This window comes from Streptomyces fodineus, assembly GCF_001735805.1.
GTDB classification, from domain to species: Bacteria; Actinomycetota; Actinomycetes; order Streptomycetales; family Streptomycetaceae; genus Streptomyces; species Streptomyces fodineus.
In genome coordinates this window covers 8,095,634-8,118,910 of the sequence record NZ_CP017248.1, presented here as the reverse complement: position 1 = coordinate 8,118,910, position 23,277 = coordinate 8,095,634, and the positions used below count along the sequence as shown (strand labels likewise).

The window sequence follows — 23,277 nt, the reverse complement described above, 5'->3', positions numbered from 1 at the left end:
CTGCTGTCAGGGTGTCCGCCGTCGGTTCCGGGTCCGGTCGTCCAGGCCACCACGTAGGCGCGCCGCGGCAGCGCCGGTGGATTGGCCACCGGGGCGCAGTGCACGGTGTAGGCGCGTTCCAGGCGGCCGGAGACCAGCAGCCGGCTGCCGTCCGGGGCGGTCTCCAGCACCGTGAAGTCCCGTGGCCGGCCGCCGAATCCGACGCCCTCGGCCTTGGCGACCGCCTCCTTGGCCGCCCAGAAGCGGGTGAACCACAGCTCCTGCGGATCGGGACCGTCCGCCGACGCGGCGCGCAGCAACCGGAGTTCCTGCGGGCCGAGCGCGGTGGCGAGGGTCGCCGGATCGCGCCGGGTGACCTCTTCGATGTCGATGCCGGGGCCGGGATGCGGGGTGTGCGGCCGTACGATCGCCACGGCCGCCTCGGCGCGGTGGGCGAGCGAGACGTCCAGCGGGGGCAGGGCGCGGCCGTGCACCCCGGTGACGTACGGTCGCCCCAACTCGTCGTTGCGGATGCGCAGTTCGGCCGGGAAGACGGGGCCTTCGCCGTGCTGCCACAGCCACTGCCGTACGGCGTCCTTGGCGGCGATCCGGCCCAGCAGCCACTGCCTGCGGCCGCGCGGCGGACGTTCGGCGTACTCGGCGCGTTCGGCGCCGCCGAGCGAGTTGCGCATGATCAGCTCGCGTGAGGCCAGGTCCGGCCAGCGCTCGTGCACCAGCGCCCAGCCGCCGGGCATGGCCTGGGAGAGGGTGTTGCGCTCCGGGAAGCGTTCGACGGGCCGGGTGGTCGGGTCGTTGTCGAAGCGGCGGTCCTGCCAGCCGCCGATCACGGCCCACACCCGATCACCGACGGTGAGCTCCGCGTCCGCCTCCAGGACGGTGTCCGTGAGGGAGGTGATCCGCAGCACGCAGCCGACTTCGGTGCCGGGGGCCGGGTGTGGTCCGTGGAACCGCATGTGCCGCATCCGCACCGGGAAGACGACGGTTCGCTCGGTACGGGTCACCATGATCCAGTAGCCGAGGAGCTGGCCCACGTTGTCCAGCAGCGCGCCGGGGGCCGCGGGCACGGTGATCACGCCGCGGATGTGCCGCTCGCCGATCCCGGTGAGCTCGGTCAGACCCTGGAAGCCGTGGCCGTGGAACATCCAGCGCTCCCGGTATATCTGGGCGGCCGTGTGCTCGGGGCGGCGTTCCGGGACATCGGGAAGCGGGCTGGGCGGGGGCGGTGCCGGGTGACGCGGGGCGAGTTCGACCGTGGCCCGGGCCGTGGGACCGAAGGCGACGGTGACGTGGTCCGGGCGGCCGGGGTCCGGGGTGACGGTGACCTGTACGTCGACGGGGGGCGTGGCGGTGAGCCAGCGGTCGAACCGGGCCTCGCGCACAGCGACGGCTCGCCGGCCGGGGGACGCCGCCTCCGCGGCGTCCATCATGTGCCGGACGAGTGTGGTGGCGGGGACGACCGGCCAACGGTCCTCGACGTCGGGCCAGTTGGGACGTTGCAGGAAGAAGCAGTGGTCCAGGAGGTGGGGCATGGTGTGGGGGGAGATGTGGATGGTGGTTGTGATCGTAGTGGTTGAGTTTGGGGCTGGGGCTGGGGCGGTGTGCGCAGAAGCCGCCGTGGAGGGCTGAGGAGATGGGGGTGTGGGCGCGGGGGTCGGGGCCGCGGTCGCGGCGCCCCTTCGGTCGCGCCGAGTACTCGCCGCGATCAGCTCCGCCGCCGTGTCCGCGGTGTCCCGCAGCAGTGCGGTCAGCTCGGCGGCGGCCGGGAAGCGCGTTGCCAGACTGTCGAGTTCACCAAGGCCTGTCCCGTTTGGGCCGGCCGCGGGCGTGAGGTGTGCGGCGACGGACGGTCCCGGGCGGTGCGTGGACACCGGGTGCGCGGCTGGGGGGCGCGGGCTGCCCGAAGGGGCGGGGCGCGTGGCAGGCGACGATCCCGGGCCGCTCCCGGGCGCAGGATGCGTGGCAGGCGGTCCGGAGCGCAGTTCCGCGCGCAGTGCGTCGAGCACCGGCCCGTCCAGCGAGACGAGGGCACCACCCAGGTCAAGCCGAACGGGCGGGCGGGGCCGGTGTGTCGGCGCGGTCGCAGCGGCTGTCGTGTGCGGTCGCAGCGTCGGCGCGACGGACGCCCCGGCGACCCACAACGCCGTTGCCACGCAGCGGAGTTGGGACAAGCCGCTGCGTTCGGGGGCGTTGGCGGTGACGGCCAGGTGGTCGCGGTCGCCGAGGGTGTCGTCGATCAGGGAGGTGAGCCGGCCGGGGCCGGCCTGGACGAAGACGCGGTGCCCGGCGGCGTACAGGGCCTCGGTCAGTTCGCGGAAGCGGACCGGTTCCAGCAGGTGCCGTACGAACAGCTCGCGTACCGCCTGCTCGGCCTGTGGGAAGGGCGCGGCGGTCGTCCCGGACCAGACCGGCACGGTCGGCGGGTGGAGCCGGAAGCCGTCGGCGGCCTCCCTGATGGGCGCGAGGTACGGTTCCAGCATCGGCGTGTGGAAGCCGGAGCGGAACGGCAGTACCTGGCAGATCACCCCCTGCGCGCGCAGGGACCGTACGAACTCCTCGACCGCCGCGCCGGGCCCGCAGACCATGGACTGGCGGGGCGCGTTGTCGTGGGAGAGCACGATCCCGGAGTCCGCCCAGGTCTCGGCGAGCGCGGCCCGGACTCGCGCGGCGGAGGTGCCGAGCGCGGCGAAGGCGAGGCCGGGGACGGTCACCGTGTCCGGGTCGAACCCGGCCATGAACGCGTTCACTTGGTCCGCCGCGTACAGTCCGGCCGCCGCCATGGCCGTCCACTCGCCGACGCTGTGCCCGGCGACCGCGTCCGGTACGACACCCATGCGGCGCAGCGCCTGGTCCAGCAGGCGGCCCACCCCGACGACCCCGTAGCCGTGCCGTCCGACGTCACCGACCCGGACGTCCGTGCCGGGCAGCGGCGAGAGGCCGAAGTGGGCGGCGATGTCGTCGGTGCGGGGCGTGAAGTCGGCCTCCAGGCCCGGGAAGACGAACGCCAGCCGCCCGCCGGCGCGGCCGAGCAGCGGGCCCGGCCGGAACCACACGTCGCTGCGGCCCTGCCAGGCCCGGCCCTTGGCAATGGCACGGCGGGCCAGGGCGAGCCGCTTGGCGGTCGGTGCCACGACCCCGAGCCGGACCGGGCCGGCGTCCGGGTGCGTCCGGGCCGGGTCGAGACCGGCGGCGAGAACGGCCGAGTCGTCGGCGCCGAGGAGGGCCGAGAGGTCCGCCACACCGTCGGCGGCGAGCAGCAGGATCCGCTCGGCCTCGTCGACCTGCACGGAAGCGGACGCGGACACGGACGGCACACCGGTCGCCTTTTCCGGCACCGGACGGGCGGCGGCCCGCGAGGGCACAGCAGAGGGGCGCGCATCCTGGGCCGAAGCCTCCGCCCGGTGGACCGACGCACCCGGCGCCTCCCCCGCCCCGGGCGCCTCCTCCAGCACCACATGGGCGTTGATCCCGCCGAATCCGAAGGCGTTCACCGCGGCTCGGCGGAGGGGCTGCCGGGGGGCGGTCTCCCAGGAGCGGGCTTGGTGCACCGTGTGGAAGCGGGTGGTGGTGAGTGCGGGGTGTGGGGTGTCGCAGTGGAGGGTGGGCAGGAGGGTGCGGTGGTGGAGGGCGAGGACGGCTTTGACCAGGCCGGCGACCCCGGCGGCCGGCATGGTGTGGCCGATCATCGACTTCACCGAGCCGAGGACCGGACGGAAGGCATCGCCGGCTGGAGGGCCGAACACCTCGGCCAGCGTGGCGAGTTCGGCCGCGTCTCCGGCGGGGGTCGCGGTGCCGTGGGCCTCCAGCAGGCCGATGGAGTCCGGTGCGGCGGGGTCGAGCCCGGCGGCCCGCCAGGCCTGCCGTACGGCTCTGGCCTGCCCGGCCGGGTCGGGGGTGGCGAGTGCCGCCGTACGGCCGTCGCTGGCCACGCCGGTGCCCCGGATCACCGCGTACACGCGGTCGCCGGCGCGTTCGGCGTCCGTGAGCCGCTTCAGTACGACGACGCCCGTGCCCTCGCCGATGAGGATGCCGTCGGCGTCGCGGTGGAAGGGGCGGATGCGCTGGGTCGGGGACAGGGCGCGCAGCTGGGCGAAGACGCTCCAGAGGGTGATGTCGTGGCAGTGGTGCACTCCCCCGGCGAGCATCAGATCGCAGCGGCCGGTGGTGAGTTCGGTGACCGCCTGGTCCACGGCGACCAGTGAGGAGGCGCAGGCGGCGTCCACGGTGTAGGCGGGGCCGCGCAGGTCGAGCCGGTTGGCGATGCGGGAGGCGGCCAGGTTGGGGACCAGGCCGATCGCGGACTCCGGGCTGTCGGGGCCGAGCCGTTCGGTGAACGCCGCGCGGACGCGGGCGAGTTGGTCGGCGGTGAGGTCGGGTAACAGCTCGCCCAGGGTGCGGGTCAGCTGTCCGGCCGTACGCACCCGCTGGTCCAGGCGGACCAGGCCGGGGGTGAGATAGCCGCCGCGGCCCAGGGCCACGCCGATCCGGTCCCGGGCCGGGAGCCGTTCGTCGCCGCCCGCGTCGGCGAGCGCGGCGGCGGCCACGTCGAGGGCGATCAGCTGGTCGGGCTCGGTGCCGGGCACCGAGGCGGGCATGATGCCGTACCGGGTGACGTCCACCTCGGCCAGGCCGTCCACGAATCCGCCGCGCCGGCAGTAGATCTGGTCGGGGGCGGCCGGTCCGGTGGCCGAGCCGGGCCGGTAGTAGTCGGCGTCCCAACGGCCCGCGGGGACGTCACTGATCGCGTCGACGCCGTCGCGCAGGTTGCGCCAGTAGGCGTCGAGTCCGGGGGCGCCCGGCAGCAGCACCGCCATGCCGACTATGGCGATGGGAATCTGACGTGCCGTCATGTCACCAGCCCGACGCGGCGTAGACGACGGCTCGGGCCGACGGTTCGCCCCAGGCGAGTTCCCGGAGCAGGGCGGCGGTGCCCTCGTCCGGGTCGATCAGTTCGATCCCGCGCCGGGCGTACTCGCGGCCCAGGTCCGCGCCGACCATCCCGCCGTGCGTGCCGGACGGCGCCCAGGGTCCCCAGTGGACGGTCAGCGCGCGAGTGCCCGTCCTGGCGGCCCAGTCCGCGCCCAGCGCTTCCAGGGCGTCGTTGGCGGCGGCGTAGTCGGCCTGGCCGCGGTTGCCGAGGACGGCGGCGACGCTGCCGAACAGCACGGTGAAGGCGGGCGCGCCCGGCAGGTCGTCCAGGGCGGCGAACAGCGCGGCGGCCCCGGCCGTCTTCGTGCCGTAGACCCGCTGGAAGGACTCGGGGGTCTTGTCGGCGATCAGCCGGTCCTCGATCACCCCGGCGGCGAAGACGACTCCGTCGAGCCGGCCGTGTTCGGCGTGGATCTCCTTGACCGCCCGCAGGACGGCATCCCGGTCCCGGAAGTCCACCGAGTGGTAGCGGGCCAGGCTGCCGAGTGCGCCGAGTTCGGTGAGGGTCGTGGTGATCTCCCGCTGGGCGAGGATCAGTTCGGCGGCCCGGTTGATCTCGGCGGGTCCGGCCGCGCCGGAGCCGGCCGCGAGTGCCGCGCGCAGCTCGACGGGGGTGCGGGCGGCGGCGGTGTGCGGTTCCTCGGGCGCGGTGGGCGCCGGGGTACGGCCCAGCAGCTCGATACGGCAGCGGCCGGCTCCGGCCAGCGTGGCCGCGAACCTCGCGGTGATGCCCCGGGCGCCGCCGACGAGCAGGATCACGGAGTCCCGGTCGAGGCCGAGCGCGGCCGCTTCGGCGGCGCCGTCACCGGCGGGTCCGGCGCCGGTGGCGGCGAGCGGGCCGAGAGGTGCGGGAAGGAGGGCGAGACCCTGCCGGGCTCCGGCCGCCGTACGCAGGACGACGGGGGCCGGTCCGGGTGCGCGCAGCTCGGCCAGTACGGCGTCGGCGACGGCCGCCGGGGCGGTGTCCGCGACGGCTACGACTCGTGCGAGCAGGTCCGGGTACTCGCGGCCGACGCTGCGGAACAGTCCGTCCAGCCCGGCCGCCCGCAGTGCCCCCGTGGGGTCGGCGGCCCGGACGGCGAGCAGCCGCCGCGGGCCGCACGCCAGCGCCGCCTGGAGCACCGGGAAGGCGTCCGGCAGCACCGGGAGGTCCGGGCCGGGAAGCGCGCCGAGGTACACGACACCGTCGAGCGGGCCGTCGGCCGCGGTGAGGAGGTGCCCCCGGTCGAGGGGCACCGCTTCGACGCCGTATCCGGCGAGCCGCTCCGCGACCTCGGCCGCCGCGCCCTCACCGTCCCCGAGGAGGGCGAAACGCCGGCCGGACAGGTCGTCGGGGGCGGGGGCGGTGGCCGGGTCGGGCTCCGGCAGGGGCACGAGTCGCAGCTCACACCGGCGGGGGGCCACGGCGACGGGGGTGTGCGGCTCACCGGTCGGCGCACTCCCGCCGCCGGCGTACGGCGCCACGGGCTGCCCGCTCCCGTCACCGGTGTCCCGCACCTTGGCCTGGCCGCTCCCGTGGCCGGTGTACCGCACCTCGGCCTGCGTGTTCCCGTCGCCGGTGTACCGCGCCTCGGCCTGCGTGCTCCCGTCGCCGGGCTGTGCGCCGACCCGGGACGTCAGCCATGCCGTCACCGCTGCCGCCGTGCGTGCCTTGGCCAGTTCCTCCAGTTCGGCGTCGTCGAGGACGTCGGCGCCGCCGGCGATGCCCAGGCGCTGGGCGAGTTCGCCCGCTATCTCGGCCCGTTTGATCGAGTCGATGCTGAGATCGGCCTCCAGATCGAGGTCGGGTTCGATCATGTCGAGGGGGTAGCCGGTGCGTTCGCTGATGATCTCCAGGACGACCCGCGCCACGTCGTCCACCGGCTCCTCGCCGACCGGCTCGGACAACTGCGCTGCCACCGGCTGGAGTTCGGGCAGGCTGGGCTGCGGCGCCGGTACGGGTGCCACGGGAGCCGGTGGTGTGACGCCGGGCGTGGCGCCGAAGTAGGTGAGCAGGACGTCACGCTGGGCGGCGATCATCTCCCGGCTGGTGCGCAGGAATTCGGAGATGAGCGCGTCCCGGTCGGCCGGGGCGCCGTACGGCTGGTCGGTGGTCACGGTCGTCTCCACGACTCGTCGGGCCGGTGCGAGGGCACCGGGCAGGAGTGCTCCGTCGGCGGTGCGGACCAGCTGCCCGTCGACCGTCCAGCCGGGCCGCCGCGGCGCCGGGGCGCGCAGCGCGTCGACGGCGTCGCGGCCCCGCAGGAGCCAGGCGGTGCGCACCGGCTGTCCGGCGACGGCCAGTTGGGCGAGGGCGTCGAGCCAGCCGCGCAGGCCGCTGTCGGCGGACGGTTCGCAGGCGACCGTGCGGTGCGGGCGGTCGCCGAGGATCCGTCCGACCAGCCGGGTGAGGACCGTGCCGGGGCCCGCCTCGACGAAGACGCGCGCGCCGGCCTCGTACATCGCCTCGATCTGGGCGGCGAACGCGACCGGGGCACCGATCTGGGCGGCGAGTTCGGTGCGCACCCCGTCGGGGTCGTGCGGGTAGGGCGCGGCCGTGCGGTTGGCCCACACGGGGAACTCGGGCGCCCGTACCGTCTTGTCCGCGAGAACCTTGGCGAACCGCTCCCCCGCCCCGGCCACGAGCGGGCTGTGGAAGGCGCAGGCCACAGGGATGCGCCGCGCCCCGAGCCCGGCGGCCCGCAGCAGCCGTACCGCTGCCTCGATGTCCGCCGTGGGCCCCGAAATCACCGTCTGCTCGGGCGCGTTGAGGTTGGCGACGACGACCGAGGCGGGTGCGTCTGCCGTGCGCAGGGTGCGTACGACTGTCTCGGCGGGGGCGCCGACGGCGGCCATGGTGCCCGGGTCGTCGCCCGCCGCGGCCAGGATCGCGCCGGCCCGCTCGGCGCTCAGCTCCAGCAGCGTCTCGGGGTCGAGGGCGCCGGCCGCGGCGAGGGCGACCAGTTCGCCGTAGCTGTGGCCGGCGGCCTGGTCGGGGTGGACCCCGGCCGCGGTCAGGAAGGCGTGCGCGGCGAGGCCCGTGATGCCGAGGGCGGGCTGCGCGCTGCGGGTGTCGGTGAGCGCGGCCCGGCGACGCTCCCGTGCGGCGTCGTCGAAGGCGGCCGGTGGATGGACGGTGTCGGTGTGCGCACGGCCGAGGTCCAGGTAGTACCGCAGCTCGGGCAGGTGCACCAGAAGCTCGGCGAGCATGCCGGGACGCTGGCTGCCCTGTCCGGGGAAGAGGAAGGCGACCTTGCCCGGCACGGGGTCCGCGGCCGCGCGGTGCGGCGGGTCCGCGGCGCCGTCCACAGCCGGCCTTTCGGCTTGGCGGCGCACCGGGCCCGCGCCGCCCTCCGGGGTCCGGTCAGTGACCTCCCCCCACACCGGATCAGCGGCACCGGCCCCCACCGCACCCGCAGCAGCACCGGCCGCCATCGGGTCCGCAGCACCATGGGCCACCGCGCCCGCACCATGGGCGACCGCGCCCGCAATATGAATCCCCGCGGCCGGATCACTCTCCCCCGCCAGGAGCCGCCGCAGTTGCCCTCTGAGTTCCTCGGTGTCGCGGGACACGAGCGCGGCCCGTACCGGTTCGTGGGAGGTGTCGGCGCGGTGGGCCGCGGCGAGGGCGAGGTCCCGCAGGCGCCAGGGGGGCCCGTCGGTCTCGGCGGCGCACAGGAGCTGCTCGGCCTGCCGGTGGGCCGCCGCCGTGTCCCGGCCCCGGAACAGGAACAGCTCGGCCGGCCAGGCGTCCAGGGCCTGCCGGGGTGGTACGGCGTCGGCGTGGGCGGCCAGCACGGCGTGGAAGTTGGTACCGCCGAAGCCGAACGCGCTGACCCCCGCGAGGCGTTCGGCGGCCGGTGCCATCCAGGGCCGGGCGCGGGTGTGGAAGACGAAGGGGCTGTCGTCCTCCGTCCAGGCCGGGTTGGGCCGCTCCAGGTGCAGGGTGGGCGGGGTGACCCCGGTGTACAGCGCGAGCGCGGTCTTGATGAGGCCGGCGAGCCCGGCGGCGCACTTGGTGTGCCCGATCTGCGACTTGACCGAGCCCAGCGCACAGCCGCCCGCGCCGGCTCCGGCCTCGGTGAACACCTCGGAGAGAACGGTGAGTTCGGTGCGGTCGCCGACGACGGTCCCGGTGCCGTGTGCCTCGACCAGGCCGACGTCCGCGGGTGAGACCCCGGCGTTGCGGTACGCGCGTTCCAGCGCCGCCCGCTGTCCTTCGGGGCGGGGGGCGGTCAGGCCGAGGGAGCGGCCGTCGCTGGCGGAGCCGAGGCCCTTGACCACGCCGTAGATGCGGTCGCCGTCGCGTTCGGCGTCGGCGAGCCGTTTGAGGACCACGCAGGCCACGCCCTCACCGAGGGCGATGCCGTCGGCGGAGGAGTCGAAGGCGCGGGAGCGTCCGGTCGGGGAGAGCGCGTGGACGGAGGAGAACAGGACGAAGTCGTTGATGCCGTTGTGCAGGTCGGCGCCGCCGCACAGCGCCAGGTCGCTGGTGCCGGAGACGAGTTCCTTGCAGGCCACGTCGAGGGCGGCGAGGGAGGAGGCGCAGGCGGCGTCGACGGTGAAGTTGGCGCCGCCCAGGTCGAGGCGGTTGGCGATCCGGCCGGAGATGACGTTGGCGAGCATGCCGGGGAAGGAGTCCTCGGTCAGCCGGGGCAGCTGCTCCTCGATGCCGTCGGGGACCTTGCCGTAGTACGAGGGCAGGACGGCGCGCAGGGTGACGGCGTTGGACAGGTCGCTGCCCGCCTCGGCGCCGAAGACGACGGAGGTCCGCGCGCGGTCGAACTTCCGCCCCCGGTCGCCGTATCCGGCGTCCTCCAGCGCCCGGCGGGCCGCCTCCAGGGACAGCAGCTGGACGGGTTCGATGCTGCCGAGGGAGGCGGGCGGGATGCCGTAGCGCAGCGGGTCGAAGGGGATGCGGGGCAGGAAGCCGCCCCACTTGGACGCGGTGCTGCCGGCGGTGTGGTGCACGGCCGGGTCCCAGCGCTCGGGCGGCACCTCGGTGACGGCGTCGCGTCCGGCGACGACATCGGCCCAGAAGGCGGCGAGGTCGGGGGCCTGGGGGAACATGCAGGCCATGCCGACGATCGCGATGTCCAGCGGTGCGGGCGGCTGCGGCTCGGCGGCGGACGACGCACTCGGGCGGACGGCCCGTCGCGTCAGGAAGTCGGCGGCGCCGTCGGTCACCGAGCGGTGCAGACCAGCCAGGGTGGTGGTCGCCGAGCGCAGGACGGCGACCTCGCCGGCCATGAACATCCCGTCCGCGAGCTGCCGTTCCTCACCGACGGTCGCCAGCTCACCGTCGGCGCCGCGCTGGACGCCCTTGCTGGCGATGCGCAGGCGGCCCACGTTGAGCCGTTCCAGGCTCTCCCAGATCTCCCGGTCGGGCAGTCCCCGCGCCCGTAGAGCGGCCTCCCGGGCACGGTAGCCGGCGGTGAAGGGGCTCGGGACGCAGCGGGTGGCGTGGCCGGGGGCGGTCTCCAGCAGGGCGGTCGTGGTGGCGGTGAGGACCTGTCGCTGGAAGAGGGGGCGGATGGCGCCGTGCGCGACGGCCTCCTCGGTGAACAGGTAGGCGGTGCCCATGAGCACACCGACGGCGGCGCCCCGGGCGGTGAGCGGTGCCGCCAGGGCCGCGACCATGGCCGCCGACCGCTCGTCGTGCACACCGCCCGCGAAGAACACCTCCAGCCGACGGGCCTGCGCGTCGTCGGCACCCCCCAGGAAGTCCTCCAGTACGGCGAGCTGGGCCTCCCACAGCGGGAAGGAGGCCCTCGGTCCCACATGCCCGCCGCACTCGGACCCCTCGAACACGAACCGGCGCGCACCCGCGTCCAGGAACTGCCGCAGCAGCCCCGGCGAGGGCACATGCAGGAAGGTGTGGATCCCGGCCCGCTCCAGCGTCTCGGCCTGCGCGGGCCGTCCGCCCGCGATGACCGCGTGCGTGGGCCGCAGCTCCCGTACGGCGTCCAACTGGGCGCTGCGGACGTCCTCGGGCGCGAAGCCGAGCACGCCCACGCCCCAGGGCCGCCCCTCCAGCACGGCCCGTGCCTCGGTGAGCAGCGACCGGGTCCGCTCGCCGTCGGCCAGGGCCAGCGCCAGGAACGGCAGCGCCCCGTCCGCGGCGACGGCGGCGGCGAACCCCGCCTGGTCACTGACCCGGGTCATGGGCCCCTGCGCGACCGGCAGCCGGGTACCGAGCGCCCGACTCATGGCCGACCCGGGTCGCAGAGCGGCGGCGGCCCCACGGTCGGCCACACCGCGCATCACCGCCGAAGCCGAGCCGTCCCCGGCGACGCCCTGCATCGCCATCGATGCCGGGCCGTCCCCGGCGACGGCTCGCATCACCACCGACGCCGACCCGCCCTCGCCCACACCGCGCGGCGCCCGCAATGCCGGATCGCCGTCAGCCACCTCGGGTGTCGACACCGATCCCGGACCGTCCCCCGCGACGCCGGGGATCGCCATCGATGCCGAGCCGCCCACACCGCGCGGCGCCCGCAATGCCGGATCGCCGTCAGCCACCTCCGGCGTCGACACCGGCCCCGGACCACCCCCGGCCACACCGCGCGGCGCCCGCGGTGCCGGACCGCCCTCAGCCAGCTCACGCGTCGACACCGATCCCGGACCGTCCCCGCCCACGCCGCGCATCACCGCCGAAGCCGAGCCATCCCCGGCGACGCCGTGCATCGCCATCGATGCCGGACCACCATCAGCCGCGTCAGGCGTCGGCACCGATGCTTGACCTCCGTCAGCCACCTCATGCACCACCACCGGTGCTGGACCACCCTCGCCGACACCACGCGACACCACCGACCCCGGACCACCCCCGGCCACGCCACGCATCACCACCGATGCCGGGCCGCCGTCAGCCGCGTCAGGCGTCGACACCGATCCCGGGCCGTCCCCGGCCACGCCGCGCGGCGCCCGCGATGCCGGACCGCCCTCAGCGAGCTCATGCACCGGCACCGATGCCGAGCCGCCATCCGCCACCCCGCCTATCGCCGCCGAGACCTCCCGCACCAACCGCCGTACGTCCCCGCACCGTTCGGCGAGCCGGGCGGCGAGGAAGCCGTCCTGGCCCACCGGGAGCAGCCGGCCGCGCAGGTCGGTGGCGCCGAGCAGGGACGCGACCGCATCGGGGTCGTCGGCCGGCGGGTGCGGGGCGTCCGGGTCCCGGCGCCGCAGTACCCGGTGGCCGCCCAGCACCACGGTCTCCGAGCCGTCCAGGGAGCGCAGCACCGACCGGACCGTTTCGGGCAGCGCCGACTCGGCGAGCAGGGCGAGTTGGCTGTCCAGGACGACCCCGGTGGCACCGCCTGCCACGGCGGCCGCAGCCGTACGCGGCCCGATGCCACCGCAGGCCCAGATGGGGACGCCGCTCAACTCACCGTCGGACAGCAGCTGTTGCAGCAGCACGAAGGTGCTCAGCTCGCCGATCCGGCCACCGCTTTCGGCGCCCCGGGCGATCAGCCCTCGGGCACCGGCGCGCACGGCCGTGTGCGCCTGCCCGATGTCCGTGACCTCTGCCAATACCCGGTAGCCGGCGGTGAGTTCGGGGATGGTCCAGCTCGCGTCCGGGGTGCGGACCACGGTGTCGGGAGCCTCGCCGACGTCGGCCGGGGTCAGGGTGCAGCGCCCGGTCACCCGTATGCCGAAGGGGCCCGGGGCGGCCCGTATCAGCCGGGACAGTTCCTCTCGGGCTCTTCGGTCGCCGGTGCCGAGGTCGAGGATGCCGAGCGCGCCCGCGGCGCAGGCGGCGGTGGTGAGCCCGGCGTCGGGTTCTCCGAACGGGGTGAGGCAGAGGACGAGGTCATGGGCGCGCACAGGCGAGGTCATGATGCTCCGGCACGATCGGCGAGACAGCACGGTGGGGGGTGTGCGGCGGAACGATCTGGTACGAGGGCACCGGAAACTAGCCTCGGCCTACTCACGGGTCAATAACGCCGCGTCCTTTTCGCGGCCGGTGACATCGATTCGGCCAGTGGGCCGAATTCCCCGCAAGGGCTGAGAAACGGGGCTATTCCTCGCACGGGTGCGGGCGCGGGACCGCCGGGGTCCACGCGCCACACCATCACAACCCGGTCAAACCACCCGTCTGCTTCACCGCGCACTCACCCGGCCGCAACACTCCGGGACACCCACTCGAAGTCTGTAAATTCCGCATGACTTCGGCCCCGTGGCTCGAACCCGGCCGGGCGTCCCACGACACGTCAGCGGAGCAGCGTCCGCCCGGCCCCCGGTACGGCGGCGACCGGGCCGTGGACCGGCGGCAGGGCGTCGTGCACCGCGCGCACCGCTCCGCCGAGCGTCACCGAACCGGCTCGCCGCCGGCCGTGCTCGGCGCGGACCTGGGCGATCCGGGTCTCGTTCGCCGGGCGCGACTCCCCCGGCTCCCCCGGCCCACGCTCCGGCCCGCCGCGCGAGCCGTCCCCGTACGGCGCCCCGCCGGCATCCCCCTCCGGCTGCCCCGGCTGCCGGTCCCCGGGCACGTCCGCCCCATCCGGCACACCAGCCAAGCCCCGAGCACCGGGAACCGCCCGAATGCCCGGAACACCGGGAACACCCGGAACGCCTAGAGCGCCTAGAACACCTGGGACTTCCGGAGCGCCTGGAGCGCCCGGCCCACCCGGCGCCGCATCCGGCCACCGTACCCCGTCCGCACCCGCCTCCAGCACCCACCGCTGCCCGGGCGAACCGTCACGCCGTACCAGCCCGACGCGGGCAAAGGAGCCGCCGGAGCCCGGTGCGAGCACGAGGCCCCCGTGCCGGCGGAGCAGGATCTCGCCGCGCACGGTGAAGTCGTACGCCACCTCGCCGGCGTGTACGACACATCCGGCGAGCACCACACTCTTCGTCCCGGGGTCGGCGGCCAGGCACAGGGACGGGGCGGCGGCGCTGCGCAGCAACCCGTCGTCCCGGTACGACCATTGCTGCGAGGCGGCGGACGAGCACGGGGCGAGCCCGACCATCGCACCCGCCGCGGCACCGTCACCGCCGACGTCCAGGCAGCGCCCCGAGGCGAGGCCGCGCAGGCTGCCGTGGGCGAGCTCGACGGGATCGCCGAGCGAGGCGGCGGAGGGGGAGGTGGCGGCCCGGGCGCCGATGCCGCCCGGGCGGGTGGTGTGGCCTGCGGGGGCGCCCCAGGTGACGCCGGGCGTGGGGACACCGTTGTCGTCGGACCAGCTTCTGGCCACGAGGACGGTGGCGAGGAGCACGAGCGAGGTCAGTCCGACGCCGATGACGACGGCCTTGCGACGGCGGCTGCCGGGCCCGGTGCGGTGCCTGCCGCCAGGCGCCGGCCCCGCCCGGTCGGGCGCCGGCGCCGGCGGCCACTCCTCGGCGGCGCCGCGCCCGGGGCGCGAGTCGAGATAGCGGCGGGCTCCCCAGCCGAGCACGGTCTCGGCGAGCAGCAGACCGAGGCCGTCGTCGAACAGAGCGAAGGTTTCCGCGGCGTGCCGGCAGTAGGCACAGGCCGTCAGATGCCGCCGCACATCGGGCAGCAGGGCGCCGCCCCGGCGCATGGGGACGTCCAGGAGCCGGTTGTAGAACCGGCATTCCGTGGCGGGCGCGAGTTCCCGGTGGGCACGTACACAACCGACGCGGAATTGCTCGCGTGCCTGCTCCAGGGCGGCCGTGGCGGTGGCCGGGTCGATCGCCAGTAGACCAGCGGGTATGTTTATGGGTTCGGCCTCGACCTCGGCATGCCACAGAAGGCATTGGGAAGCGCCGGGAAGGGCCCGAAATGCGCGTTCGGCGAGTTGCCGCCTTTCCGGCGTTCCGGGATTTGTCGCGCGCAGTCCGCGGCCACCAGTGGGTTTGCGCAATTCCGGCAGAGTCGCGCAGGCCACGTCGTCCGCCGCCCAGGCGCGGACGGTGTCGCGGACGGCGACCAGCAGCTGCGGACGCACCGCGCCGCCGATGGCTCCGCCCGCCACCCGGCCGAGGACCTCGTGGAAGGCGGCGGTGGCCACGAGTTGGGCGGTGGGTCCGGCGGAGGCCAGACAGACGATCGCGTAGTCGCGGGCGGCCCGCCAATGGCGGGCCAGCAGCAGGGCCACGGCGTGATGGCGGGCGGGATGCGGGCCGCCGAGCAGGGCGACGAGAGTGCGGTCGGACTCCCCGGGCGAACCGGGCAGCGGCGGATAGGGCGGGCGTGGGGGGTAAGGGGACTGCACGGAACCATTTCCTTTCCAGCGACAGGACCGCACGTGAAATGCCGTCCTGCCGGAAAGCAGTGCCGATTGGTGCATACCTAATGGGCCGGCTTGGGCGCTCGACGCCCGCCTTTGCCCTCCCGCGGGGAGGTTCACCTTCGCACACGCGGCTCACAGGAAACAAGGAGTGCGAATGACACGGTTTCAAAGTCGGCGAATTACACATGAGTTACCGGCGGTATCGCTTCACAGCCGGTTCGCAAGTTTCTCCGGGCGTCCTCTCATCCGCGTCCCCCAGCACGGGCCGCATGATCGCCGGCGCGGCTCGCCGACATCCACCACATCCGCCAGGGCGACCCGCTCGGTCTCGGCCACGCAATGCTGTGCGCCCGCCACCACGTCGGCGACCAGCCCTTCGCGGTCCTCCTCGGCGACGATCTGATCGACGCGCGCGAGACGCTGCTGAGCCGCATGTTTCAGGTCCGCGAGCGGTACGCGGGCGGCGTGGCCGCGCTGATGGAGGTCGGCCCGGAGCAGATCCACCTCTGCGGCTGCGCCCGCCCGGACCTCGGCCCCGAATTCACCGGCTGACTCGAGGAGTTCGTGGCCGGCCTGGAGGGCGGCACGACCGGCGGCGGGGAGGGGGCGACCACATCGAAGGGGCGCAGCATACCCATCGACGGTGCCGCTCGGATGTCCGATCACACAATGCACCTACAAATTATTTGAAATACCCCTACATCGGCGCGTGACCCTGCAACCATGAGCGCTCGCCACCGAGTTGGCCTGGTTGTTGATGGGGGAGGGTGCACGTGTCACGTGTCGAACGCATCGGGGTGATCCGGCAGAGGCGGGCCAGGCAAGCCCGACTGCTTGAAAAGCGCTCCGACGCATTGACCGATGTCCTCGCCGGCCTGCAGACCATCGAAGCGCTGCGGGCCCGGCTCGTCGGCATCGTGCCGGACGAGGCGAGGGACAAGCTCCAGGCGCTGGGGAGGGACCTGGAGGGCCTGCTGAAGGACCTGCCTCTTGAGATCGCGGCGTTGAAGGTCGCCTTGACCCGGTTCAACCGCGAGACGCTGAACGTGGGTGTGATCGGACGTGCGCGGCAGGGCAAGAGCCGCCTCATCCAGAGCCTGACGGGCCTGACGGAGCAGGAGGTGCCGACCAGCGACGGGGACTACTGCACGGGCGTGACGAGCGTGCTGCGGCACGAGCCCGGCGAAGCCCGGGCCGAGGTCTACTTCCACACCGAGCGGTCGTTCCTCGGCGAGATCATCGGCCCGTACTTCACCAGGCTCGACCTCGGCGACGCACCGCTGAGCCTCGCCGGCTTCGCCCGGCCCCTCCCCGCGCTGAACAGCGGCAGCACCGTAGACGGGGGCCTCTATAAACACCTGGCCGGCTTCCATACATATCTGCCCGAATACCGCGACTGGCTGACGACCGGCCTGCCGCTCCCGATCCCCCGGCATCGGATCCGCTCGTTCGTCGCGCAGAAGGACGAGGATGAACAGCCCCTGCACGCGTTCCGGGCGGTGCGGGAGGTACGGATCACAGCGCCGTTCGCCCATGCCGACTGGACCGGTCTGTCCCTGATCGACCTGCCGGGTCTGGGTGAAGCGAATCTCCAGGACGCCGAACGCATCGTCGACGCCATGCAGGACGAGATCGACTTCGTGGTGTTCGTCCGCCGCCCGAACGCCCTCGGCGACGCGATCGGCACCGAGGACTTCCGCCTGCACCAGTACGTCCACGCCGGCCTGGGAAGCGGGCCCGCGCTCAGCGAGTGCTCCTTCCTGATCGTGAACAAGTGCGTGACACCCGAGCTCGACAACTCCAAACAGGCCGAGCTCATGGCCCACGAGTGGGTGCCCGGATCCCCGTTCACCGTCGCGCAGACGCACATCGTCGATTGCTCCCGCAGCGAAGAGGTCGCCGACGTGATGGACAAGGTCGTCGACCATCTCCTGGCGAATCTCGACCACCTCGACGCCGCTCACCTCGCCGTCCGCGGCGAGAAGGCACGCGAGTTGCGCGACCGCGTCCGCAAGTTCACCGTCCGCGCCCTGAGCATCGCGGAGTTCGCACAGCCGTCGTCGGTGTGGTTCCTGCCGTTCGTCGAACTGTTCAACGAAACCCACAGGCGCTTGGCCACCGCGCTCGCCGGCCTGGTCCGCACGCTGGGTCAGGAACGCTCCCTTCAGGACGAGTTGCTCTATACGACCCTGGAGGAGATCTACGAGCAGGCGGTGGCAGAGCCCGGTCATCCCTCCGCGGAGGAGATCGCCTCACGGGCGGCCAGCGAGGGCGGGCTGAGCATCGCGTACGGCCAGTACCTCAACGAGGCGCGGGCCCGGCTGTCGCGGATGTTCCTCGAATGCGAGGCCGCCCTCCACAGCCGCACCGTGGCCATGCAGCGGCAGGTCGCGCAGATCCTCGCCGGCCCCGGCGAACTCGCGGGTCTGAGCGGCAAGGACGGCAAGGACTTCCTCCTGGACGTCGCCGCCCGCATCCCACAGGTCCGGGACGACGGGACCAGCGAAGTCCGTTATGCCCTCGAGCTTCTGGCCGGCTTCCAACTCTCCTACCGCGGCATGCTGCAGCACCGCGTCCGCGCCTGCCTGGACGGACTGCGCGCGGACCAGCCCGCGTACCCGTTCCCCGTCGCCGGACAGGACTCGGGACCGGACGACACCTCCGTCACGCCCGGCCTCGTACGGCAGATGCTCATCGTGTGCTACGACGAGGCCCTCTCCGCGTGCCGCGCCGATCTGCGGCACGTGCTGGCCGACCCCAGCGCGGCGATCTTCGCCATCGTCGAGGAGTTCTTCGACCGTGTCATCTCCGCGGCCGGGACCGACGACGAATGGCGCATCTTCTACCAGGACATCCGGACCGAAGCCTGGCCCGGGAAGTTCGCCGCCCTCGCGGAGCGGTCCCACCACCTGCGCGAGTGGTCCGAATCCGTCCGTGCGGTCGCCGACCTGGTCGGTGAGGCCGCCCACGAGTCACAGTCGCAGGGGAGTGCCGCGTGACCTCCGAGAAGTACACGATCCCGATCACGATGCTCGGGCCGACCGGCGTCGGTAAGACGTCGGTGCTCGCGGCCATGTACCGCAAGTTCGCCCACACGACGGGCACGACCGACCTCGACCTGACGCCGCAGGGCACCACACCGGACAGGATTCGGAAGGCCGGCGACCAGCTCGCGAGACTCTCCCGGCAGGTCATCATCACCGAGAGGGTCCGGCCCACCGGCGTCAACGACATTCAGCAGTTCGACTTCGGCGTCGGACGCAAGAACAAGACACCGCGCTTCACGCTGCGGTTCACCGACTACTCCGGGGAGTTGCTCCTGGAGACCGGCGGCGCGTTGCTGCAGCGCGTGTCCGACCAGCTCGACGTCAGCCCCGTCATCATCCTCGCGATCGACGCTCCCGCGCTGATGTATGCGGACGGTGCCTACCACGAGGAATTGAACCTCCCCGAGCAGATGTACGAGATCGTCAAGCAGATCATGCAGCGCGACGACCGGCACCGTCTCCTGCTTCTCGTCCCGCTCAAGTCCGAGCGGTACCTGGAGACACCCGAGGGCACCCGGGCCCTCATCGACCGCATCCACGACGGGTACAAATCGCTTCTCGCGCACCTGTCCCACCCCGAGGTCCAGCCGCGCGTCGGGATCGTCGTCGTTCCCGTCCAGACCACCGGAACGATCCGCTTCTCCTCCGTCCAGGACACCCCCGAGGGTCCCGCCTTCCGTTACGTCAGCCGCGCACTGAACGCGCCCTTCAACCCGGTCGACGCCGAGCAGCCGCTCCGCTTCGGCCTCCGGTTCGCGATCAACGTGTACCGGCGCGAGCGCCGTGGCCCGTTCCGCAAGATGTTCGACTGGCTCAAACGAACCGATCCGGCCCTGGTGAAGGCCCTCGACGCGTTCTCGTCCGTCCCGCCGGCCAGCCCCGGGATCCAGGTCCTGCAGTCCCACCCGCACCTGACCAACGACGACCGGAGCCGGTGATGACGACCACCTGGTACGTCCAGTCGCGCGGGTACCGCAGCCAGCACGGCTACCGCTGGATCCAGGTCGACGACGCTCGGCCTGTGGCCTCCAGCGAGGTACTCCTGGACGGATGCGGCGGCTACTCCGTCAACGATCTCGTCGACGAGGACGACCGCACGCTCCTGCTGTTCGCCAGGCCCGCGGCCACCGGTGAGCCACTGTGGACGCTGCTGGCCAACGGTCTCACCGGCGGTTCCACCCGGGGCGACCATGCTCAGCGGCCGATCCGCGTGTGCGTCCTGGCGTACGCACGCGGCCCCCTGCCCTCCCACACCATGCTCGGCTTCGCCCGGGCGTTCCTGACCGACACCCTGCCCACCCCCCTGCCCGTCGACTACACCACCACCGACTGGCCCGGGTTCACGGTCGCGACCGCGGCTTGGACGGACATGCTGGGCAGCCTCCCGGACGACGTCGCCCCCGCCCTCGACCCGCCCGCGCCGCGCACTGTCACCTCCGCGCCCCACACTCCGGAAGACCGACGCGGCGCCGCGGCCATCCTCAGACTCCTGGACGACACGCCCACTCGTCCGGTGTACCGGCCCGCCAACCTGACCGGGCTGGACGCACGCCCCCTCCTCGTGGTCAGCACCCACGCCACCCACGAACACCGGGACCGGCTACGCCCGTACCTGTTTCTGAGCCCGAGCGTGAGCGTCCGCAAGACCGTCCCCATGAGTGGCCTACGAGGCAGTGTGATCATGCAGAAAGCCAAGGACCCCAGGTACGTCGCGGGCATCCTCGCCTTCGGCGCCGCAGCGTATGGGGTCGTGGATGTCATGTCCAAGTAGCCAGTAGCCGGATCCGGGAGAGATCAGCACGCCGCCCACAGGACAGGCCGGGCCGGACCCGACGGTTCGGGCCCGGCCCACGGCAGGTCCTCAGACAGCCCTCCCCTGCCCGCTCAACCGTTCAGCCGCAAGGTCCAGACGACCGTCATCTCGCCCGTGACGGCCCCGTCTTCGCGCTGTATGGCGATGGCGACGGGAAATTCCGGTCGCCCGCCCGCGTCGAGTTCGGCGATGACCTCGGCCGCCGGGCGGCCCAGGGTCGCCGTGGCGGTCACCGAACCCATGGCCAGCTTCTTGTAGCCGATCTCGGCCCGCACCGCGAGTGGCACGGCACGAGAGAGCTGGTCACCGAAGGCCTTGAGGACGATGGCACCACTGGCCGACTCGGCCAAGGTGAACATGGCGCCGGCATGGGGGCCGCCGATGTGGTTGTGGAAGTCCGGCTGGTCCGGAAGCCGCAGAACGGCGCGCTCCGGAGTGACCTCGACGAACTCCAGGTTCAGGGTCCGCACCATCGGAACCGCGGCGGCCAGCATTTCGCCCATCGAGGCGCTTTCAACTGTCATGGGGAAGATGTTACCGGTGAGTAGTTAAGCTGACCAGACCTTCAGCCTCCGCCTCCACCCGGAAGAAGCCCCGGGGGTATCGGTCTCGCCCGCTGATCGCTACGACCCTGACAAGGACCGGTGACCGAATCGTGTCCGGGACCGGACTAGGGTTACTGGCCATGTGGCCAGATCAGCAGCCGCCAGGGGGCGCGCCGAACCCGGACAACGCCGGGCAGAACAACCCGTATCAGCAGCCGGGTTACCAGCAGCCGAACCCGTACCAGCAGCCCGGATACCAGCAGTATCCGCAGGCCGGGCAGTACGGCCAGCAGCCGCAGTGGGGACAGCCGCAGCCGCCCACCGTGCCCGTCCCGCAGCCCCCGCAGGGCGGCGGCGGCCGCACGAAGCTGATCGCGATCGTGGCGGCCACCGCGGTCGTGGTCGCCGCCGCCGTGACCGGCTATCTCGTCCTCGGCAAGAAGGGCGGCAAGGACGACCAGGCCGGCGGCGGCAAGGGCGGGCAGCAGCACGTGAGCCAGTCACCGGCCTCCCAGCCCACGGCCACCTCCTCGGCGACCGACGACCCGCGCGGCACCGTGTCGGAGAAGCCGACCGTCCCGGGCTGGAAGGTCGTGGTGAACACCAAGTGGGGTGTCGCCTACGACGTGCCCGCGGACTGGACGGTCCAGTCCCCGGGACTGGCCATCGGCTTCGACTTCCCGAAGAGCGAGTCGGACAAGGGCATCACGATGTCGGGCATCGCCCAGTACAAGCCGAAGTGGTGCACCTCCGACGACAACAAGGACGGCCAGACCGAGGACACCGAGCTGGCGTCCGCGGGCGTCAAGGGCGCGAGCGGCGCCAAGGACACGGACCAGATCGCGATCAACACGCCGGCCTGGTGGGTCTACGGCGGTTACACCCAGCCCGACAAGAAGAGCATCTCCTGGGACAAGAAGGCCACGTCCTTCACCACCACCTCGGGCGTCAAGGGCAGCTACGCGTGGGCCCGGTCGACCCACACGCCGAAGAAGGGCAAGTGCGTCACCGACGGCAAGGCGCTCACCTTCGGCTTCCAGAACTCCGTCCACGACTACGTGTCGTTCAACCTCTACGGGGCCACGGGCGTGAACGGCGAGGTGCCCAAGGCGACCGTCCTGAAGATCCTCGGCACGGTCCGGCTGCACGGAACCCCGACGAACCAGTGAGCCGCGCGGTGTTCCGGCCCACCGCGAGCCGGCGGGCCGGAACACTGCCGCAACTACTCCCTGCTGAGCGCGGCGGCGATCATGACCTGTCTCGGTGCGGACGGCTTGCTCATCGCCGCCGCGCGCACCCTGCCGCTGTTGACACGAGCCCCCGATCTTGGTGTGGCTGATTCCAGGTGTGCGTGAGCCTGGCGCGCATAGGGTTCCTGGCCGTGGCAGAGTCCTCGGTTGGAGCGCCGCTGTGGCGGGATCGGCAGTTCGTCCTGCTGTTCTGTGCACGAGTGATTTCCGTGCTGGGCAACGGTTTTGCGCGGGTGGCGCTCGCTTTCGCGGTGCTTGCCCTGCCGGGGACCGGCGTTGGCGGACGGCTGTCGCTGGTGCTTGCCTGCCAGGCGGTGCCGCAGCTGGTCTTCATCCTGGCGGGCGGGGTGATCGCGGACCGGGTGTCGCGGTCGAGACTGATGGCCTTGGCGGATGGGCTCGGGGCCTGCGCGTACACGGGGCTGGCCGCCATGGTGCTGACCCGTCACGCACCACTGCCGGCCATGTGCCTTCTGGCCGCGCTGGCCGGAACGGCGACGGCCCTGTTCTCCCCGGCGATGGACGGCCTCGTGCCCCTGGTAGTACCCACACACCGTCTGCAGCAGGCCAACGGGCTGCTACGAATGGGCACCAACAGCTCGCTGCTGCTCGGTCTGGCGCTGTCCGGCGTCACCGTGGCGGTGGTCGGAGCCGGCTGGGCGCTCGCGCTGAACGCGGCATCCTTCGTCGTGAGCGCGATGCTGACGGGCCGGCTTCGGATCACCGCACGTCCACGCCGAAGCACCTCGGGTTGGACCGACCTGCGGGAAGGCTGGCACGAATTCGCTTCCCGGCAGTGGTTATGGGCAGTGGTCGCCCAGTACACGGTCGTCGTCGCCGCGCTCAACGCCAACGTCGGTGTCCTGGGCCCCCTGGCTGCCGAGCAGCACATGGGCGGAGCGCGTGCGTGGTCGGTCATCGTCACCGCGCAGGCTCTGGGCACCATCGTCGGAGCGGGTGTCGCCGCCCGCGTGCGGGTGGACCGTCCCGTTCTGGTCGCTGTCTTGTGTACTTTCCCGGCTGCCGTACCGATCGCGTTACTCAGTGCCGAGGCTCCCGTATGGCTGGTCGCCGTAGCCATGTTCTGTGCGGGCATCACGGGCGATGTCTTCGGCGTCCTGTGGGCCACCACCATCCAGCGGGAAGTCCCGGAGCGTGCTCTGTCCCGCGTCAGTTCTTACGACTGGTTCGGCTCCCTGGCCCTCGCACCGCTCGGACTTCTCATCGCCGGCCCCATCGCCGCCGCCGTGGGCACGAGCCACGCCTTGGCCGGCTGCGCGGCCCTGGTCGTACTGGCCACTACGGCCGCCCTCCTCGCGCCACAGGTACGCAGCCTCGGCGCGGAGGCCGGCGTGTCATCCGAAGCGGCACCTCCGTGCCGTCGGCTGTGACGGTGCAGGTCGGATGGGCGATGGGAGATCCGTCCCTGAACCGGCGGAATCAGCCCATCGGGGCCGGGCTTGCGCCTTGTCGTCCGCGATGTCGGCCTCGGCGGTGCAAAGCAGACGGAGGCACGCGTCCAGC

The 23,277-nt window shown here is 73.0% G+C and carries 8 protein-coding genes and 2 pseudogenes; 6 read left to right on the top strand and 4 right to left on the bottom strand.

Annotated features, from left to right (window positions below; all coding sequences use genetic code 11):
* Window positions 1–29: 29 nt before the first annotated feature.
* The 3 genes and pseudogenes from BFF78_RS43950 to BFF78_RS35120 form a co-directional block, all read right to left on the bottom strand.
* Window positions 30–4,847: pseudogene (locus tag BFF78_RS43950) on the bottom strand (type I polyketide synthase); the annotation flags it as partial.
* Between the two features lies 1 nt (window position 4,848).
* On the bottom strand, window positions 4,849–12,741 hold the full coding sequence (locus BFF78_RS47460) for a type I polyketide synthase (protein WP_079161602.1): 7,893 nt from the start codon (window positions 12,739–12,741) through the stop codon (window positions 4,849–4,851).
* 374 nt (window positions 12,742–13,115) lie between these two features.
* The gene (locus tag BFF78_RS35120) at window positions 13,116–15,080 is read right to left on the bottom strand and encodes an RICIN domain-containing protein (RefSeq protein WP_069782135.1); all 1,965 of its coding nucleotides are present in this window, start codon (window positions 15,078–15,080) and stop codon (window positions 13,116–13,118) included.
* 294 nt (window positions 15,081–15,374) lie between these two features.
* On the opposite strand from BFF78_RS35120, the pseudogene BFF78_RS49570 reads away from it, so the two are divergent.
* The 4 genes and pseudogenes from BFF78_RS49570 to BFF78_RS35100 form a co-directional block, all read left to right on the top strand.
* Window positions 15,375–15,617 (top strand): annotated as a pseudogene (locus BFF78_RS49570) (UTP--glucose-1-phosphate uridylyltransferase); the annotation flags it as partial.
* 254 nt (window positions 15,618–15,871) lie between these two features.
* Entirely contained in the window at window positions 15,872–18,097 is a 2,226-nt protein-coding gene (locus tag BFF78_RS35110; RefSeq protein WP_159033094.1) for a hypothetical protein, read from the top strand.
* Complete coding sequence (locus BFF78_RS35105) at window positions 18,094–19,083, top strand: hypothetical protein (protein WP_069782132.1); 990 nt, start codon at window positions 18,094–18,096, stop codon at window positions 19,081–19,083. Before BFF78_RS35110 ends, BFF78_RS35105 begins: the two co-directional genes overlap by 4 nt.
* Window positions 19,083–19,916, top strand: a complete 834-nt coding sequence (locus tag BFF78_RS35100) for a hypothetical protein (RefSeq protein WP_069782131.1) — start codon at window positions 19,083–19,085, stop codon at window positions 19,914–19,916. Before BFF78_RS35105 ends, BFF78_RS35100 begins: the two co-directional genes overlap by 1 nt.
* 113 nt (window positions 19,917–20,029) lie before the next feature.
* Here BFF78_RS35100 and BFF78_RS35095 read toward each other — a convergent pair whose 3' ends face one another.
* Complete coding sequence (locus BFF78_RS35095) at window positions 20,030–20,482, bottom strand: DUF4442 domain-containing protein (protein WP_069782130.1); 453 nt, start codon at window positions 20,480–20,482, stop codon at window positions 20,030–20,032.
* 161 nt (window positions 20,483–20,643) lie between these two features.
* Between BFF78_RS35095 and BFF78_RS35090 the strand changes: the two genes are divergently transcribed.
* Window positions 20,644–21,672, top strand: coding sequence for a DUF8017 domain-containing protein (locus BFF78_RS35090; protein WP_069782129.1), 1,029 nt, complete (start codon window positions 20,644–20,646; stop codon window positions 21,670–21,672).
* A gap of 182 nt (window positions 21,673–21,854) precedes the next feature.
* Entirely contained in the window at window positions 21,855–23,144 is a 1,290-nt protein-coding gene (locus BFF78_RS35085; protein WP_227025986.1) for an MFS transporter, read from the top strand.
* Window positions 23,145–23,277: the final 133 nt, after the last annotated feature.

Bases quoted from the DNA above. Each gene is read 5' to 3' on its own strand.
- BFF78_RS35090 (WP_069782129.1), top strand. From the start codon at position 20,644: ATGTGGCCAGATCAGCAGCCGCCAGGGGGCGCGCCGAACCCGGACAAC.
- BFF78_RS35100 (WP_069782131.1), top strand. From the start codon at position 19,083: ATGACGACCACCTGGTACGTCCAGTCGCGCGGGTACCGCAGCCAGCAC.
- BFF78_RS35095 (WP_069782130.1), bottom strand. From the start codon at position 20,482: ATGACAGTTGAAAGCGCCTCGATGGGCGAAATGCTGGCCGCCGCGGTT.
- BFF78_RS47460 (WP_079161602.1), bottom strand. From the start codon at position 12,741: ATGACCTCGCCTGTGCGCGCCCATGACCTCGTCCTCTGCCTCACCCCG.